The sequence below is a fragment of the Streptomyces sp. 8N616 genome, from assembly GCF_052246385.1.
Classification (GTDB): domain Bacteria; phylum Actinomycetota; class Actinomycetes; order Streptomycetales; family Streptomycetaceae; genus Streptomyces.
In genome coordinates this window covers 18,381-33,751 of the sequence record NZ_JBQQBY010000015.1, presented here as the reverse complement: position 1 = coordinate 33,751, position 15,371 = coordinate 18,381, and the positions used below count along the sequence as shown (strand labels likewise).

The window sequence follows — 15,371 nt, the reverse complement described above, 5'->3', positions numbered from 1 at the left end:
CATTCCTTAGAAGAGTGGTGGCGGGCGACGGGTGGGGGGTCACAGCCCGACCTTTCGGTAACGGCGCATCAGGAGGGCGTACGAGCCGGCGATCAGGCCGAGGACGACGGCCAGGTAGACGGCTCCGGCGAGGGCTCCCGGCGGGCCGTAGCCGCCGGGGAAGGCGGAGGTCGCGCCGAGGAACTTCGTCTGCACGCCATCGATGAGGGTCACCGGCGAGAACAGGCCGAGCCAGCCCACCGCATCGGAGTTGCCCTCATCGTGCGCGATGGCCTGAACGGTGGTCACGGCGCCGTAGGAGATGGTCAGCACGGCGATGACAGCGGCGACGCCGAAGCCACGGCGCGGGGTGAGCGCGGCGATGACGAGACCGATGCCGGCGAAGAGGACGGACAGCAGGGCCACGGATACCAGTCCCTGCGCGAATCCCTCGGTCTGGTCGGTGAAATCGAGTTTGGCGAGCAGCGCCCCGGCATACAGGACGAGGAGCGGCACCGCGGTGAGGATGAACAGCGCCGATGCCATGGCCGCGAACTTCGCCGCCACGTAGTCGGCGCGCTCGATCGGGCGGGAGAAGTAGAGCGGCACGGTCCTGAAGCGCAGGTCGCGCGAGACGGACTGGGGTGCCTGGGAGGCGACGTAGAGACCGATGACCGCCTGGAGGTAGAGCGCGTAGCGGGTGTACTCCAGAGGCAGGTCCTTGGCCTTGGTGAAGACCGCGACCGCGACGATGATGCCCGCGGGCAGGCACATCACGGCGAACAGCAGCATCGGCAGCACCTTGGACTTGGCGGAGCGGCCGAGGCCGTACGCACCGCGCAGGCTCTGGGCGAACAGCGAGCGGCGGGCGTAGGCCCGGCCGAGGCGCGATCCTTCATAGGTGCGGTACCCGATGTTGTGGATACGGGTGGGGTCCGCGGACTGTGCCGGTGCCGCGGCCGGGGTGGTGGTCTCAGGCGGCATCGCGGCCTCCTCCATTCTGGTCTTCCGAACGGAAGACCTCGGCGATGTGGTGGCGGCGCTGTTCCATGCGCACCAGTCCGATGCCGAGTGCGGCGACGGTGTCGCGGACCGTGTCGTAGGTGCCGTCGTCGGTGACGTCCAGCAGCAGGACATGGCCCGCGCCGGGGGCGCGGCCGCCCGCGTGCACCTCGATGCCCGCGGCGGCGAGGGCATCGCGGAGGGCCGCCGTCCCGTCGGGGTGGCGGTCGGTGTCGGTGACCTCGACCGCGATCGTCGCGGTGGTCTGCGTGAAGTCACTGGTGGAGCTGGAGCGGAGCAGCTGCCCGCCGTCGATGACGACCACGTGGTCGCAGGTGCGCTCCAGCTCGCCGAGCAGGTGGGAGGTGACCAGGACCGAGATGCCGAAGTCGGTGTGGACGCGGCGGATCAGGCCCAGCATCTCGTCGCGGCCGACCGGGTCGAGGCCGTTGGTGGGCTCGTCGAGGAGGACCAGCTGCGGGTCGTGGACGAGCGCCTGGGCCAGCTTGACGCGCTGCTTCATACCGGTCGAATAGCCCCCGATGGGGCGGTAGCGCTCCTCGTAGAGGCCGACGTGGCGCAGGGTGTCGGCGGTGCGCTCGCGTGCGGCGGCGGGCGGCAGCCCGGACATGCGCGCCATGTGGACGACGAACTCGGTGGCCGAGACGTCGGGCGGTAGGCAGTCGTGCTCGGGCATATAGCCGACACGCTCGCGGATGGCGCTGCCGTGCGTGGCGACGTCGAGTCCCAGCACGGCGGCGCGGCCCTCGCTGGCGGGGGAGAGGCCGAGGAGGATCTTGATCAGGGTGGACTTGCCGGCCCCGTTGGCACCCACCAGGCCGGTGACGCCCGGCGTGATGTCCACGGAGAGCCGGTCGAGCGCGGTCACCCGCGGGAACCGCTTGCTGAGGCTTTCTGTCGCGATCACAGTCACGTTTTCGACGGTAGTGGCGCGGGCCACACCTTTCGTCAGACCTGGAGGCTGGTTCGGCATCCGACTCGAGGGTGACGTTCCCGTAGGGGTTCGTACACCTTCGTTGTTACCCGGGGTATGCACAGGGCCTGCACGGCCGTTGGCCCAGCCGCTCGGCATGGTCACATTCGTCATATGTCGGATTCGTCGAAGAGGCGCTCAGGGATGGACGGTTGACCGATGACCTCAGCAGTCGCCAGTGAACGGGCGGCGGAGCTGGGGGTTTTGCCGCGGTCGCCGCGGACTCCAGAGGGGTGCCCGCGGAGTCCGCGGCGTAGCCTGTGCCGCTCCCCGCCGGTACGGTCCGGGCCGTCCGCGACCTGGTCGGCCCCGAGGCGGCCCCGGCCTTCACCGGGGCTGCGGCCGAGCGCGAACTGGCCGCCCGCACCATGGACGCCCTCGCGGCGGACGGCGGCGCGGAAAATCGGCGGCCTCCCCCTCGGTAGCCGGGCAAGCTGGAGTCATGGACGACAGGCGGGCCGTGCCGCGAAACCGCGAGCCGGGTCGGTGCACGGTGCGGCAAGCCCGTGATCCTGTCGGTGGACGCCGGTGCGATGCGCCGCGCCGGACACGAGTTCCGGGTCAGCGCCAACGGCGTCTGGCTGGTGGACGCCGTGCCACCGGAGTTCCTCCGCTTCCCCGGCCGACACCCCGGCTACCCGGCGTCAGCCCCCGCCCAGGCCCGGTGCGCCCCAGACCGGAAACCAGCGCGCAAGATCCTGCTCCATCCGCAGGTCGTCCGCGAGAAGCGCCTTGACCTGCAGTTCCAGGGCGTTGTCGCGCTTCTCGGCGACGCCTGGGAGAGGCGCGAAGGGGTAGAAGGTGCCGCGCTTGTAGAGGTAGACGAGCGCCAGCGCGCGATCGCCCGCGGCCTCGCGGAAGCCGACCAGCGAGCAGAGCAGCTGGGGGCCGAAGCCGCCGTCCTGGAGGATGGTGTTGACGGCGTGCAGGTCGTTGACCAGCGAGGCCGTGTCGTCGGCCGGGTGGCGGGCCAGGAGCCAGGTGTAGCCGTACGCGTCCCGGCTGAACTCGACCGGTACGCCGCCCCGGTCCGTATCCGCGTCGAGCAGTTCCCGTACGTCCTGCTGGAGTTGGGCGAAGGCGCCGCCCTCGACGCTGGCGAAGCACACCGAGCCGACACCCGTCGGGGTGAAACCGGCGCCCGCCTGCAGCGTGATCGCCGCGGCGGGCAGGCCGAAGAGCTGGTCGAGGTCCGGGCGCACCGGCTTGCTGCGGCCGAGGATGGTGTCGAGAAGACCCACGGAACATCAGCCCCTCATGTCGTCTGTCGCCGTCACAGTCGTCCTCATCGCCGTCATCGCCGCCGTCCTCATCGTCGTCATCGCCCTCATCGCCGCCGTCCGCATCGTCGTCACGGGCGGCCCAGCTGCGCCGAGATGCGGCCCAGTTGCTCCAGCCTCTGCTCCAGCGTCGGGTGCGAGGACAGCAGCCGGCTCAGGCTCCCCTTGGAGGAGAAGGCGGGCGCGAACCAGAAGGCGTTGAACGGCTCCGCCTTCCGCAGATCCTGTGTGGGGATCTTCGCCATCTGGCCGGTCACCTTCGTCAGCGCGGAGGCGAGCACCGACGGGCGCCCGGTCAGCAGCGCGGCCGCGCGGTCGGCGGACAGCTCGCGGTAGCGCGAGAGCAGCCGGGTGAGCAGGAAGCTGATCACGTAGACAACGGCGCTGACCAGGGGTATCAGGAGCATGGCGATGGCGGAGTTGCTGTCCCTGCTGTCGCCCGCCCGGCTCAAGCCGCCCCACAGCGCGATACGGGTCATCACACCCGCGAGCACACCCAGGAACGACGCGATGGTCATCACCGCGACATCGCGGTGTGCGACATGCGACAGCTCGTGGGCGAGGACACCCTCCAGCTCCTCCGGCTCCAGGCGCCGGAGCAGGCCGGTCGTGGCGCAGACGAGGGCGGTGCGCTCGTTCCGGCCGGTGGCGAAGGCGTTGGGCACGTCGCTCTCGGCGATCGCGACGCGCGGCTTGGGCATGTCCGCGAGCGCGCAGATGCGGTCGACCGCCCCGTGCAGCTCAGGCGCCTGCCGGGGCGTGACCTCCCGAGCGCCCATGCTGTAGGCCGCGATCCGGTCGCTGAACCAGAACTGGGCGATGAACAGCCCGCCCGCGATGATGAGGATGATCGGCCAGGCTCCCCTGAGGAAGGCCATCAGGACGCCGACGAACACCACATAGAGCAGCCCGATCAGGAACATCGTCGTCACCATGCGGGTGGTGAGTCCCTGGTCGGGGACGTATCGGGAACGAGTCCGGGTCCCTGGCATCTGACACCCTCCAGACGCGACTGTCGTCCTGCGCCTACGTCTCGATTGTGCTCCTTTCGCACCTATAGGCGGGATAAAGAGAGGGAGAGGCCGCCCGCGTGCTCAGCCCAGCTGCGCCAGGCCCTCGGTCGCGATGCGCTCGAAGACCTTCTGGTCCGCCGCGAAGATCGAGTCCGGGATCGGCCAGTGCAGGACGATCTCCGTGAAGCCCAGCTCCGCGTGCGCGCCCGCGAAGTCCACGAAGGCGTCGAAGGAGTCCAGCGGGCGGTCCGGGGTGAAGCCCGTGAGCAGGATCTTCTCCAGCTCGTCGGAGCTGCGGCCGATCTCGGCGCAGGCTTCGGAGAGCCGCTCCAGCTGCCGGCCGATGGCGGCCAGGGACTCCGCGGGCATACCGCTCCTGGAGGTCTTGGGGTCACCGGTCGTGACCCACCCCTGGCCGTGGCGCGCGGCGAGCTTCAGCCCGCGCGGGCCGGTCGCCGCGACCGCGAAGGGGAGGCGGGGCCGCTGGACGCAGCCGGGGATGTTGCGGACCTCGTGCGCGGAGTAGAACTCGCCGTCGTACGTCACGGCGTCCTCGCTGAGAAGGCGGTCGAGCAGCGGCACGAACTCGCCGAAGCGGTCGGCACGCTCACGCGGCGACCAGGGCTCCTGCCCCAGCGCGGTCGCGTCGAAGCCGATGCCCCCGGCCCCGATGCCGAGGGTGACGCGGCCCCCGGTGATGTCGTCGAGGGACATCAGCTCCTTGGCGAGCGTGACGGGGTGGCGGAAGTTCGGGGAGGTGACGAGCGTGCCGAGCCGGAGGCGGCCGGTCACGGCAGCGGCGGCGGTCAGGGTCGGCAGGGCGCCGAACCACGGACCGTCGCGGAAGCTGCCGCGCCAGGAGAGGTGGTCGTATGTGAAGGCCGTACGGAAGCCCAGCTCCTCGGCCTGCCGCCAGACCTCCTGCCCGCCCTCGTGCCAGCGGCGGACGGGCAGGATCACGGTGCTCAGTCGCAGAGAAGACGCCATGCCCACGAGCGTATGCGCCGCCTGTGACAGTGCCACCACCCGCCCGCACCCCCCTGACCGGCTGCCCGGCGCTCTGCGCCCGGGCGAGGCGACCCCGCCCCCGGCGCCGCGGCCCCAGGGCGGGGCGTCCACGCCCCGCCGAGGCGCTCCTATGGGCACCCCGTCGCACGGCTGTGTCCGCATATGCGCGAAGATAGCCCTGTGACTTCAGCTACCGAGCGGCCTGAGCCGCAGACGCCGGAATCCGACCGCTCGGCGCCGTTCCCCCGCCGCGTACGGCTGATCGCCACCGACCTCGACGGAACGCTTCTGCGGGACGACAAATCGGTCTCCGACCGCACGGTCGCGGCACTCGACGCCGCCGAGCGGGCCGGAATCGAGGTCTTCTTCGTCACCGGCCGCCCGGCCCGCTGGATGGGCGTCGTCAGCGACCACGTCCACGGCCACGGCCTGGCCATCTGCGCCAACGGCGCCGCGGTCGTCGACCTGCACCGCGAGGGTCTCGTCCTGGAGGTACGGCCCCTGGAGCGGCCCGACGCGCTCACCGTCGTCGAGGCCCTGCGCGCCGCCGCGCCCGGCACCTCCTTCGCCGTCGAGCTGACCAACGGCATCCACTACGAGCCGGACTACCCGCCCTTCCACCTCGATCCCGGCTCCGACGTCGCCGCCGCCGAGAAGCTGCTCTCGCCGGAGTGGGCGACCGCGGACCAGCCCGTGCTCAAGCTGCTCGCGCACCACCCCGCCCTCGCCCCGGACGAATTCCTCGTGCTGGCCCGTACGGTGGTCGGCGAGCACGCCTCCTTCACCCGCTCCAGCCCCACCGCCCTGCTGGAGATCAGCGGCCTCGGCGTCAGCAAGGCGTCCACCCTCGAGCGGTGCTGTGCGGCGCGCGGCATCGCGCCCGAGGAGGTCGTGGCCTTCGGGGACATGCCCAATGACGTGGAGATGCTGGCCTGGGCCGGGACCTCGTACGCCATGGCCAACGCGCACCCGGACGTGCTGGCCGCGACCTCGGCCCGTACGGTCGCCAACAACGAGGACGGCGTCGCGATCGTCATCGAGCGGATCGTTGCGGCCCAGCAGAACGGCGCCTAGGGCTCCCGGTCGTCGTCTCTGCGGCTGACGTCGAGCCCGATGAGTCCCTCGGGCGGTCAGGGGCGGCGCGATCAGGGGGCGGCGCGGTCAGGCACTCAGGGCGGTCAGGCACTCAGGGCGGTCAGGTGGGTCTCCGCCGCCTCCTCCCGGTCCAGCATCCGCCGGAACGGGCCGTCCGCCGCGGCCAGCTCCCCGTACGTCCCGCGCTGCACGACCCGCCCCCGCTCCAGCACGACCACCTCGTCCACGGACGCGAGCCCGGCCAGGCGGTGGGTGATCAGGAGGGTCGTACGGCCCTCGGTCGCGGCGAGCAGGTCCGCGGTGAGCGCGTCGGCGGTCGGCAGGTCGAGGTGCTCTGCGGGCTCGTCCAGGACGAGGACGGGGAAGTCGGCGAGCAGGGCGCGCGCGAGCGCGAGCCGCTGCCGCTGGCCGCCGGACATGCGGGCCCCGTGCTCGCCCACGAGCGTGTCGAGGCCGTCGGGAAGGCCGTCGACCCAGTCGAGCAGCCGGGCCCGGGCGAGGGCCTCCCGCAGGTCGGCGTCCGCCGCGGGCGGCCTGGCCAGCCGCAGGTTCTCGCGCAGCGAGCTGTCGAAGATGTGCGCGTCCTGGGCGCAGAGGCCGACCAGCCGCCGTACAGCGTCGCCGTCGAGCGCCGAGGCATCGGTCCCGGCCAGGGTGTACGTACCGGCTTCGGCGTCCAGGAACCGGAGCAGTACCTGCGCGAGCGTCGTCTTGCCGGAGCCCGAGGGGCCGACGACGGCGATACGGCGGCCGGGGGCCAGGTCGAGGTCGAGGCCGCGCAGCGCGGGGGCCTGCTGCCCGGGGTGGCGGGCGGTCAGATTCCGTACGGCCAGGGGGAAGGGACCGGCGGGCGGCTCGGCCGGGTGCGCGGGTTCCCGTACGGGCGCCGGCGCGTCCAGCAGGTCCCGCACCCGCTCGGCGGCGCGGCGGCTGCGCTGCCGGTACTGAACGGCGAGGGGCAGACCCGCGACCGCCTCGAACGTGGCGAGCGGGGTCAGCACGACGACGGCCAGGGCCACACCCGAGAGGCGACCGTCGTGCACGGCCTGCACACCCGTCCAGGCCGCGGCCGCCACCGTCAGGCCGCAGACCAGCGCGGACAGCCCGGCGCCCGCCCCGGCGGCGGCCGCGGACCTCGCCGCGGACCGGGTCAGCGCGCGGTCCGCGGCGCGGGCGTCGTGCGTACGGGCCGCGAGCGCGCCTGCGACGGTGAACTCTGCCGCGCCGGTGAGGAGGTCGACGACCCGGGTCGCGAGCGCGCCGCGGGCGGGGGCGAGCTGCCGCTCGGCGCGGCGGGCGAGCGCCCCGGAGAGCAGCGGCACGCCGACTCCGGCGGCGAGCAGGCCTGCGGCGAGTACGGCACCGGCCTCCGGGAGGAGCCACATGGTGAAGCCTGCGGATCCGGCACCGACGAGTGCGGCGGCTCCTGCGGGGAGGAGCCAGCGGAGGAAGTAGTCCTGGAGCGAGTCGACGTCCGCGACGAGCCGGGAGAGGAGGTCGCCGCGGCGGGTCTCCTTCAGACCGGCGGGGGCGAGGCGCTCCAGGCGCGCGTAGACCGCCACGCGCAGGTCCGCGAGCATGCGGAAGACGGCATCGTGGGCGACGAGGCGCTCGGCGTAGCGGAAGACGGCGCGGCCGATGCCGAAGGCGCGGGTGGCCGTCACGGCGACCATCAGGTAGAGCACGGGCGGCTGTTCGGAGGCCCGCGAGATGAGCCAGCCGGATACGGACATGAGGCCGACGGCGCTGCTGAGCGCGAGGGTTCCGAGCAGCAGCGCGAGCCCGAACCGGCCGCGCCGCGCCCGCGCCATCCGGCGCACCCACCCCAGCGGACCCCCGCGCTCCGGGCGGGAGTTCTCTCCCAACCCACCCGCTTGAACGGGAGCTTCGCACCCGTCTTGGGGCGGGTGGCTGGGAAGAGCCCGCGCCGAAGCCGCGGTGCGGGAAGCGGCGCCGACGGCAGCGGCCGCGCCCGCCTCGGTGGCGGTCCCGGTCGCAGCCGCGCCCACTGCCCCGGACAGGGCGATCACCCGGTCCGCGAGCGGGAGGAGGGCCGGGCGGTGGGCGACCATGAGGACCGTGCGGTCGGCGGCGAGGCGGCGGATGGCATCGAGGATCGAGGACTCCGTCTCGCCGTCCAGGTTCGCCGTCGGCTCGTCGAGCAGGAGCACCGGCCGGTCCGCCAGGAAGGCGCGGGCCAGGGCGATCCGCTGGCGCTGGCCCGCCGACAGGCCCGCACCGTCCTCGCCGAGTGCGGTGTCCTGGCCTTCCGGCAGCTCGGCCACGAAGTCCAGCGCACCCGCGGCTCGCAGGACATCCCGTACCGCGGCGCCGTCCGCGTCCGGCCGCGCCAGCCGTACGTTCTCGGCGACCGTCCCGGCGAAGAGGTACGGCCGCTGCGGAAGCCACGCGATCTGCCGCCGCCAGCTCTCGCGGGATACGCCCGCCAGGTCCGCGTCGCCGACGAGCACCCGCCCCGACGACGGTTCGGCGAAGCCGAGCACTGCCCCGAGCAGCGTCGACTTGCCCACCCCGCTCGCCCCGGTGAGTGCGACCGTCTCGCCGGGAGCCACCACGAACGACGTCTCGGGAAGCGACGGTTCCGCACGCCCTGCATGCCGTACGACCAGGCGCTCCACCCGGATCGCCGCGCCGCCCGCGTCCGGCGCGGCCGCGGTGCCGTCCTCGCGCGGCGGGGTCTCCAGCACCGCGAACACCTCGTCCGCCGCCGCGAGTCCCTCCGCCGCGGCGTGGTACTGCGCGCCCACCTGCCGCAACGGCAGATACGCCTCGGGGGCCAGGACCAGAACGACGAGGCCCGTGTAGAGGTCCAGGTCCCCGTGGACCAGCCGCATACCGATCCCGACCGCGACCAGCGCCACCGACAGCGTCGACAGCAGCTCCAGCGCGAACGACGAAAGGAAGGCGATCCGAAGGGTCCGGAGCGTGGCCCGCCGGTAGTCACCGGTGATCGCGCGGATCGACTCCGCCTGGGCGCGAGCCCGCCCGAAGACCTTGAGGGTCGGCAACCCGGCGACGACGTCGAGGAAGTGCCCGGACAGCCGGGACAACAGCCGCCACTGACGGTCCATCCGGGCCTGCGTGGCCCAGCCGATCAGCACCATGAAGAGCGGGATCAGGGGGAGTGTCAGGACGATGACGGCCGCCGACACCCAGTCCGCCGTCACTATCCGCGCCAGCACCGCCACCGGCACCACCACCGCCAGCCCGAGCTGCGGCAGATAGCGCGCGAAGTAGTCGTCCAGCGCGTCGACGCCGCGCGTGGCGAGCGCGGTCAGCTCGCCGGTCCGCTGCCCGCTCAGCCATGCAGGACCGAGCCGTACGGCGTGCTCCAGCAGCCGGAGCCGCAGCTCCGACTTGACCGATGCGCTCGCCCGGTGCGCGGCCAGCTCCGTGAGCCACGACACGAGCCCCCGCCCCACCGACACGGCGGCGAGCAGCAGCAGCGGCCTGCCGAGATCGCCGGCCGTCAGGTCCCGCTGGAAAGCCCCGACGACCACCTCGGCGATGAGCATCGCCTGGGCGACGACCAGCCCTGCCCCGGCCAGCCCGAGCGCCACGGCCGCGGCCAGGAAACCGCGGGTGGCGCGGGCGTACCGGAGCAGTCGCGGGTCGATGGGTTTCACGTGAAACATCCCTGGTCGAGCATGCAGAGCATCTCAGCCCGCCGCATTCAGTCCACCGCCTTCACTGCGCCGCGCTCAGTGCGACGCATCCGCGATGTGCTGCGTACCGATGCGCTTGCGGAAGACCCAGTACGTCCAGCCCTGGTAGAGCATCACCAGCGGAGTGGCGATGCCCGCACACCACGTCATGATCTCCAGCGTGTACGGGGTGGACGATGCGTTGGCGACCGTCAGGTTCCACCGCGGGTCCAGCGACGACGGCATGACGTTCGGGAAGAGCGTCAGGAAGAGCATCGCCACAGCGGCGACGATCGTCAGGCCGGACATCGCGAACGACCAGCCCTCGCGCCCCGCCAGGTTGAACCCGATGGCTCCGACCAGCGCCACCACCGCGACGGCGGCCGCGATCAGGCTCGACCCGTCCCCCTTGTCGAGCTGGGTCCAGATGAGGAAGCCGAGCGCGAGCACTGCCGACACAAGGCCCAGCCCGGTCGCGAGCCGCCGCGCCCGCCCCCGGATGTCACCGACTGTCTTGAGCGCCGTGAACACCGCCCCGTGGAAGGTGAACAGGGCCAGGGTCACCAGACCGCCCAGCAGCGCGTACGGATTGAGCAGATCGAGCAGATTCCCGACGTACTCCTTGTCCGCGTCGATCTTCACCCCGCGCACGATGTTGCCGAAGGCGATGCCCCACGCCACGGCGGGCAGCAGCGATGTCCAGAAGATCGCGTGTTCCCAGTTGGTCTGCCAGCGCTCCTCGCTGCGCTTGGCCCGGTACTCGAAGGCGACACCGCGGATGATCAGGCAGACCAGGATCAGCAGCAGCGGCAGGTAGAAGCCGGAGAAGAGGGTGGCGTACCACTCGGGGAAGGCGGCGAAGGTCGCCGCGCCCGCGCTGATCAGCCACACCTCGTTCCCGTCCCAGACCGGCCCGATGGTGTTGATGAGCACCCGGCGCTCGCTCCGGTCCCGGGCCAGCAGCTTGGTCAGCACACCGACTCCGAAGTCGAAGCCCTCGAGGAAGAAGTAGCCGGTCCACAGGACGGCGATGACGACGAACCATACGTCGTGGAGTTCCATGCCTCGCACCTCTTACGTTCTCCGGGCCTCAGTACGAGAAGGCCATCGGGCGGTCGGCGTCCGCGTCGCCGCCGATCCTGGTGGGCGGGTTGCGGTCGGCGTCGGTGAGCTCGGGCGGTCCGGCCTTCACGTACTTCACGAGGAGCCTGACCTCGACGACGGCGAGGATCGCGTAGAGCGCGGTGAAGACGATCATCGAGGTGAGGACCTCGCCCTGGGAGACGCCGGGGGAGACGGCGTCGGCGGTGCGCAGGACGCCGTAGACGACCCACGGCTGGCGGCCCATCTCGGTGAAGATCCAGCCCCAGGAGTTGGCGATCAGCGGGAACGCGATGGTGAGCAGGGCGATCCGCCAGTACCAGGTGGTGAGCTTGGATCCGAGCGCCCTGCCCTTGGTGAGCGCGAGCCGCGGCACCTGGTCCTCGCCCGTGCGCAGCGCGGGCGCGAGCCAGCGCTTCTTGCGGGTGAGCCAGAGACCGGCGACGCCGATGGCGAACGACGTCATGCCGAAGCCGATCATCCAGCGGAAGCCCCAGTACGCGACGGGGATGTTGGGCCGGTAGTCGCCGGGCCCGAACCGTTTCTGCTCGGCCCTGTTCACGTCGTTGATGCCCGGGACCTCGGAGGTGAAGTCGTCGTTGGCGAGGAAGGACAGCAGCGTGGGGATCTCGAGGGCGACCGTGTTGTGGCCCTTCTCGACATCGCCGTACGCGAAGAGGGAGAAGGGTGCCGGCGCCTCGCTGTCCCACAGGGCCTCGGCCGCGGCCATCTTCATCGGCTGCTGCTCGAACATGACCTTGGCGAGCCGGTCGCCGCTGACCGCGGTGAGCAGGCCTGCGACGACGAGCGTGACCAGGCCGAGGCGGAGCGAGGTGCGCATGACCGGGATGTGCTTGCCGCGCATCAGGTGATAGGCGGCGATCCCGACGATGAAGGCGCCACCGGTGAGGAAGGCCGCGGTCAGCGTGTGGAAGACGACGACCAGGGTGGTGTCCTGGCTGATGACGCGCCAGAAGTCGGCGAGCTCGGCGCGGCCCGAGGCCTCGTTGAACCGCCAGCCCACCGGGTGCTGCATCCAGGAGTTGGCGGCCAGGATGAAGTACGCGGACAGCATGGTGCCGATCGCCACCGTCCACATGCACGCACAGTGGATCTTCTTGGGCAGCTTGTCCCAGCCGAAGATCCACAGCCCGATGAAGGTGGACTCGAAGAAGAACGCGATCAGCGCCTCGAAGGCGAGCGGCGCACCGAAGACGTCGCCGACGAAGCGGGAGTAGTCGGACCAGTTCATGCCGAACTGGAACTCCTGCACGATGCCGGTGACGACACCCATGGCGATATTGATCAGGAAGAGCTTGCCCCAGAACTTCGTCGCCCGGAGGTACTTCTCCTTGCCCGTCCGCACCCAGGCCGTCTCCAGGCCCGCGACCAGCGCGGCGAGGGAGATCGTCAGGGGAACGAAGAGGAAGTGGTAGACGGTGGTGATGCCGAACTGCCAGCGGGCCAGGGTTTCTGGCGCCAAAGCCAGGTCCATGCCGCCCTCTCCTTACGTCGTTGCGGCCACGCTCGCAGACTGCCCTTCGAAAGGGAGCTTGTGAACGCGTTCACATTCACAAGCCATGATGGCACACACACCTTCGCCGCCGACGGCCGGGGGTCCCCGGCCGCCCCGCGGCCCCGGCAGGCCGGTCCTACAGCCCCAGCCGGAACTCCGCCGCCACCCGCAGCAGCAGGTCGTTCGCCTCGTTCTCCCCGATCGTGGCCCGGACGCCCTCCCCCGGGAACGGCCGTACGACCACGCCGGCCTTCTCGCACGCCTCCGCGAAGTCCACCGTTCGCTCCCCCAGCCGCAGCCATACGAAGTTCGCCTGCGAGTCGGGGACCGTCCAGCCCTGCTCGGCCAGCGTTTCCTCCACCCGGTTCCGCTCCCAGACCAGCGAGCCGACCCGTCCCAGCAACTCGTCCTCGCAGCGCAGCGAGGCGACCGCCGCGTCCTGCGCGAGCTGGCTCACCCCGAACGGCACCGCGGTCTTGCGCAGCGCCGCCGCCACCGGCTCGTGCCCCACCGCGAAGCCGACCCGCAGCCCGGCCAGGCCGTACGCCTTCGAGAAAGTGCGCAGCACGCACACGTTGGGCCGCTGCCGGTAGATCTCGAGGCCGTCCGGCACCTCGGGGTCGCGGATGAACTCCCTGTACGCCTCGTCCAGCACCACCAGCACATCGGTCGGCACCCGGTCGAGGAAGCGCTCGAGCTCGGCCCGGCGCACCGCCGTCCCGGTCGGGTTGTTCGGGTTGCAGACGAAGATCAGCCGGGTCCTGTCGGTGACGGCGTCCGCCATGGCGTCCAGGTCGTGCACCTCGCCCGCGGTCAGCGGCACCTGCACCGGCCGCGCCCCGCTGATCTGCGTGATGATCGGGTACGCCTCGAACGACCGCCATGCGTAGACCACCTCGTCGCCCGGTCCCGAGGTCGACTGGACGAGCTGCTGCGCGATGCCGACCGAGCCGGTGCCCGTCGCCAGGTGCTCCACGGGAACGCCGAAGCGCTCGGCGAGCTCCGCCATCAGCACGGTGCAGGCCATGTCCGGGTAGCGGTTGAAGTCGGCCGCCGCGGCCAGCGCGGTCTCCATGACGCCGGGCAGCGGCGGATACGGGTTCTCGTTGGAGGACAGCTTGTACGTCACGCGGCCGCCCGCGGCAGCTGCGGGCCGGCCCGGCTTGTACGTAGGGATGCCGTTCAGCGCATCGCGCAGCTTCGGGGTCTTTTCAGTCACCGCGGGTCCTCCTCGACCGTCCGGCACAGCAGCAATACTCCACACCTTATGAGGATTGCCCGGCTGGGCGTGAGGGCCGGGGGGAGCGCCCTTTCTCGTAGCGCGCGCCCGTAGCGTACGCCTTGGCGCGCATCCCTCGTGAAGGTGACTTGAGACCGCTTCGAGACCAAGACCAATGCGCAGGTGAGGCCCCGAGAACGGCCCCCAGTTCCCCTCAGAAAACCCCAACTCCCTTGTATTTCAAGCCCGTTGAGGGAAGATGGCCATGCAGAAACGTGCCTGTCGTCGGCGATTCGAGGGGTCCCGCGAATGGACCACCCGAGCCCTACTATCGGCTCGCCATGACAGCAGCAGGGAAGCACCAGGTGAGCCGGTCGCCCGGCCGTCGACTGGGGCGCGCGGGCATCCGGGATGTGGCCGCCGCCGCCGGTGTCTCAATCACGACAGTCTCCGACGCCCTCAACGGCAAGGGCCGGCTCCCCGACGCCACACGGCGCCACGTTCGCGAAGTCGCCGACCGGCTGGGCTACCGCCCGTCCGCAGCGGCCCGCACCCTCAGGACCGGGAGATCCGGTCTCATCGGTCTCACCGTCACCACGTACGGGGATGAACCTTTCACCTTCACCGAGTTCGCCTACTTCGCCGAGATGGCGCGTGCCGCGACCTCCGCCGCCCTCGCCCGCGGCTACGCACTCGTCATCCTGCCCGCCACCTCCCGCCACGACGTCTGGTCGAACGTCGCCCTCGACGGCACCATCGTCATCGACCCCTCCGACCATGACCCGGTGGTGACCGAACTCGTCCGCCAGGGCCTCCCCGTCGTCTCCGACGGCCGCCCCGCCGGCTCGCTCCCCGTCACCGCATGGGTCGACAACGACCACGAGGCCGCCGTTCTCGGCCTCCTCGACCACCTCGCCGAGGCCGGCGCCCGCCGCATCGGCCTGCTCACCGGCACCAGCACCGACACGTACACCCGGCTGTCCACCTCGGCGTACCTCGCCTGGTGCGAACGCGTCGGCCAGGACCCGGTGTACGAGGAGTACCCGGCCCACGACCCGTGTGCCGGTGCCGTCGCCGCCGACCGGCTGCTGGCCCGGCCGGACCGCCCCGACGCCGTCTACGGGCTCTTCGACCCCAACGGCACCGACCTGCTCGCCGCGGCCCGCCGCTACGGCCTGCGCGTCCCCGACGACCTGCTGCTGGTCTGCTGCAGCGAGTCCACCGTCTACGCCTCCACCGAACCGCCCATCACCACGCTCTCCCTCAAGCCCCGCCGGATCGGAACCGCCGTCGTGCAACTGCTGATCGACGCCATCGAGGGCCTGAACGGCGGCCGTACGGTCGAGAAGGTGATACCGACAGAACTGATCGTGCGGACCTCCTCCCAGCGCCGCCCGCCGCGTACGACGGTCAGCGCACCACGATCGGCCCCACACGGCTGACCCGCTCGCCGGGCTTCTCGGAGCGTCCTCTCCACAGGGCGCTACCAGGCAATTTCG

Annotated in this window: 12 protein-coding genes and 1 pseudogene; 4 read left to right on the top strand and 9 right to left on the bottom strand. The window is 71.5% G+C overall.

Annotated features, from left to right (window positions below):
- Nucleotides 1-39: 39 nt before the first annotated feature.
- Nucleotides 40-963: an ABC transporter permease subunit gene (locus tag ACTWQC_RS15595; RefSeq protein WP_443316275.1), complete on the bottom strand. Its 924-nt coding sequence runs from the start codon at nucleotides 961-963 to the stop codon at nucleotides 40-42.
- Nucleotides 953-1,975, bottom strand: coding sequence for an ABC transporter ATP-binding protein (locus tag ACTWQC_RS15590; protein WP_443316274.1), 1,023 nt, complete (start codon nucleotides 1,973-1,975; stop codon nucleotides 953-955). Before ACTWQC_RS15590 ends, ACTWQC_RS15595 begins: the two co-directional genes overlap by 11 nt.
- Nucleotides 1,976-2,235: 260 nt before the next feature.
- Here ACTWQC_RS15590 and ACTWQC_RS15585 point away from each other — a divergent pair, with 260 nt between their 5' ends.
- The gene (locus ACTWQC_RS15585; RefSeq protein ID WP_443316273.1) at nucleotides 2,236-2,400 is read left to right on the top strand and encodes a hypothetical protein; all 165 of its coding nucleotides are present in this window, start codon (nucleotides 2,236-2,238) and stop codon (nucleotides 2,398-2,400) included.
- A gap of 33 nt (nucleotides 2,401-2,433) precedes the next feature.
- Nucleotides 2,434-2,595, top strand: a pseudogene (locus tag ACTWQC_RS15580) (RNA 2'-phosphotransferase); the annotation flags it as partial.
- 24 nt (nucleotides 2,596-2,619) lie between these two features.
- Here ACTWQC_RS15580 and pspAB read toward each other — a convergent pair.
- The 3 genes from pspAB to ACTWQC_RS15565 form a co-directional block, all read right to left on the bottom strand.
- Nucleotides 2,620-3,216 carry a PspA-associated protein PspAB gene (gene pspAB / locus ACTWQC_RS15575; protein ID WP_443316272.1) on the bottom strand — a complete coding sequence of 199 codons (597 nt, stop codon included), beginning with the start codon at nucleotides 3,214-3,216 and terminating at the stop codon, nucleotides 2,620-2,622.
- A 110-nt stretch (nucleotides 3,217-3,326) separates the two neighbouring features.
- Complete coding sequence (htpX, locus tag ACTWQC_RS15570) at nucleotides 3,327-4,247, bottom strand: zinc metalloprotease HtpX (protein ID WP_443316271.1); 921 nt, start codon at nucleotides 4,245-4,247, stop codon at nucleotides 3,327-3,329.
- 102 nt (nucleotides 4,248-4,349) lie between these two features.
- Complete coding sequence (locus tag ACTWQC_RS15565; protein WP_443316270.1) at nucleotides 4,350-5,255, bottom strand: LLM class flavin-dependent oxidoreductase; 906 nt, start codon at nucleotides 5,253-5,255, stop codon at nucleotides 4,350-4,352.
- A gap of 183 nt (nucleotides 5,256-5,438) precedes the next feature.
- On the opposite strand from ACTWQC_RS15565, the gene ACTWQC_RS15560 reads away from it, so the two are divergent.
- Entirely contained in the window at nucleotides 5,439-6,350 is a 912-nt protein-coding gene (locus ACTWQC_RS15560) for a Cof-type HAD-IIB family hydrolase (RefSeq protein ID WP_443316269.1), read from the top strand.
- 104 nt (nucleotides 6,351-6,454) lie between these two features.
- On the opposite strand, the gene cydD is transcribed toward ACTWQC_RS15560, so the two are convergent.
- The 4 genes from cydD to hisC all read right to left on the bottom strand — a co-directional run bounded on the left by cydD (nucleotide 6,455) and on the right by hisC (nucleotide 13,872).
- Nucleotides 6,455-10,027 carry a thiol reductant ABC exporter subunit CydD gene (gene cydD / locus ACTWQC_RS15555; protein WP_443316268.1) on the bottom strand — a complete coding sequence of 1,191 codons (3,573 nt, stop codon included), beginning with the start codon at nucleotides 10,025-10,027 and terminating at the stop codon, nucleotides 6,455-6,457.
- Between the two features lie 66 nt (nucleotides 10,028-10,093).
- Complete coding sequence (cydB, locus tag ACTWQC_RS15550; protein ID WP_443316267.1) at nucleotides 10,094-11,098, bottom strand: cytochrome d ubiquinol oxidase subunit II; 1,005 nt, start codon at nucleotides 11,096-11,098, stop codon at nucleotides 10,094-10,096.
- Nucleotides 11,099-11,126: 28 nt separating this feature from the next.
- Nucleotides 11,127-12,632: a cytochrome ubiquinol oxidase subunit I gene (locus tag ACTWQC_RS15545; protein WP_443316266.1), complete on the bottom strand. Its 1,506-nt coding sequence runs from the start codon at nucleotides 12,630-12,632 to the stop codon at nucleotides 11,127-11,129.
- 157 nt (nucleotides 12,633-12,789) lie between these two features.
- Nucleotides 12,790-13,872 (bottom strand): histidinol-phosphate transaminase, encoded by a 1,083-nt coding sequence (gene hisC, locus ACTWQC_RS15540; RefSeq protein ID WP_443316265.1) that lies wholly within the window; start codon nucleotides 13,870-13,872, stop codon nucleotides 12,790-12,792.
- Between the two features lie 341 nt (nucleotides 13,873-14,213).
- On the opposite strand from hisC, the gene ACTWQC_RS15535 reads away from it, so the two are divergent.
- Entirely contained in the window at nucleotides 14,214-15,314 is a 1,101-nt protein-coding gene (locus tag ACTWQC_RS15535; protein WP_443316264.1) for a LacI family DNA-binding transcriptional regulator, read from the top strand.
- Nucleotides 15,315-15,371: the final 57 nt, after the last annotated feature.

What these genes read in the sequence shown, in the direction of transcription:
- ACTWQC_RS15560 (WP_443316269.1), top strand. Translation starts at nt 5,439, where the DNA reads ATGCGCGAAGATAGCCCTGTGACTTCAGCTACCGAGCGGCCTGAGCCG.
- ACTWQC_RS15545 (WP_443316266.1), bottom strand. Translation starts at nt 12,632, where the DNA reads ATGGACCTGGCTTTGGCGCCAGAAACCCTGGCCCGCTGGCAGTTCGGC.
- ACTWQC_RS15595 (WP_443316275.1), bottom strand. Translation starts at nt 963, where the DNA reads ATGCCGCCTGAGACCACCACCCCGGCCGCGGCACCGGCACAGTCCGCG.
- ACTWQC_RS15535 (WP_443316264.1), top strand. Translation starts at nt 14,214, where the DNA reads ATGACAGCAGCAGGGAAGCACCAGGTGAGCCGGTCGCCCGGCCGTCGA.
- ACTWQC_RS15590 (WP_443316274.1), bottom strand. Translation starts at nt 1,975, where the DNA reads ATGCCGAACCAGCCTCCAGGTCTGACGAAAGGTGTGGCCCGCGCCACT.
- htpX (WP_443316271.1), bottom strand. Translation starts at nt 4,247, where the DNA reads ATGCCAGGGACCCGGACTCGTTCCCGATACGTCCCCGACCAGGGACTC.
- cydD (WP_443316268.1), bottom strand. Translation starts at nt 10,027, where the DNA reads ATGTTTCACGTGAAACCCATCGACCCGCGACTGCTCCGGTACGCCCGC.
- ACTWQC_RS15565 (WP_443316270.1), bottom strand. Translation starts at nt 5,255, where the DNA reads ATGGCGTCTTCTCTGCGACTGAGCACCGTGATCCTGCCCGTCCGCCGC.
- cydB (WP_443316267.1), bottom strand. Translation starts at nt 11,098, where the DNA reads ATGGAACTCCACGACGTATGGTTCGTCGTCATCGCCGTCCTGTGGACC.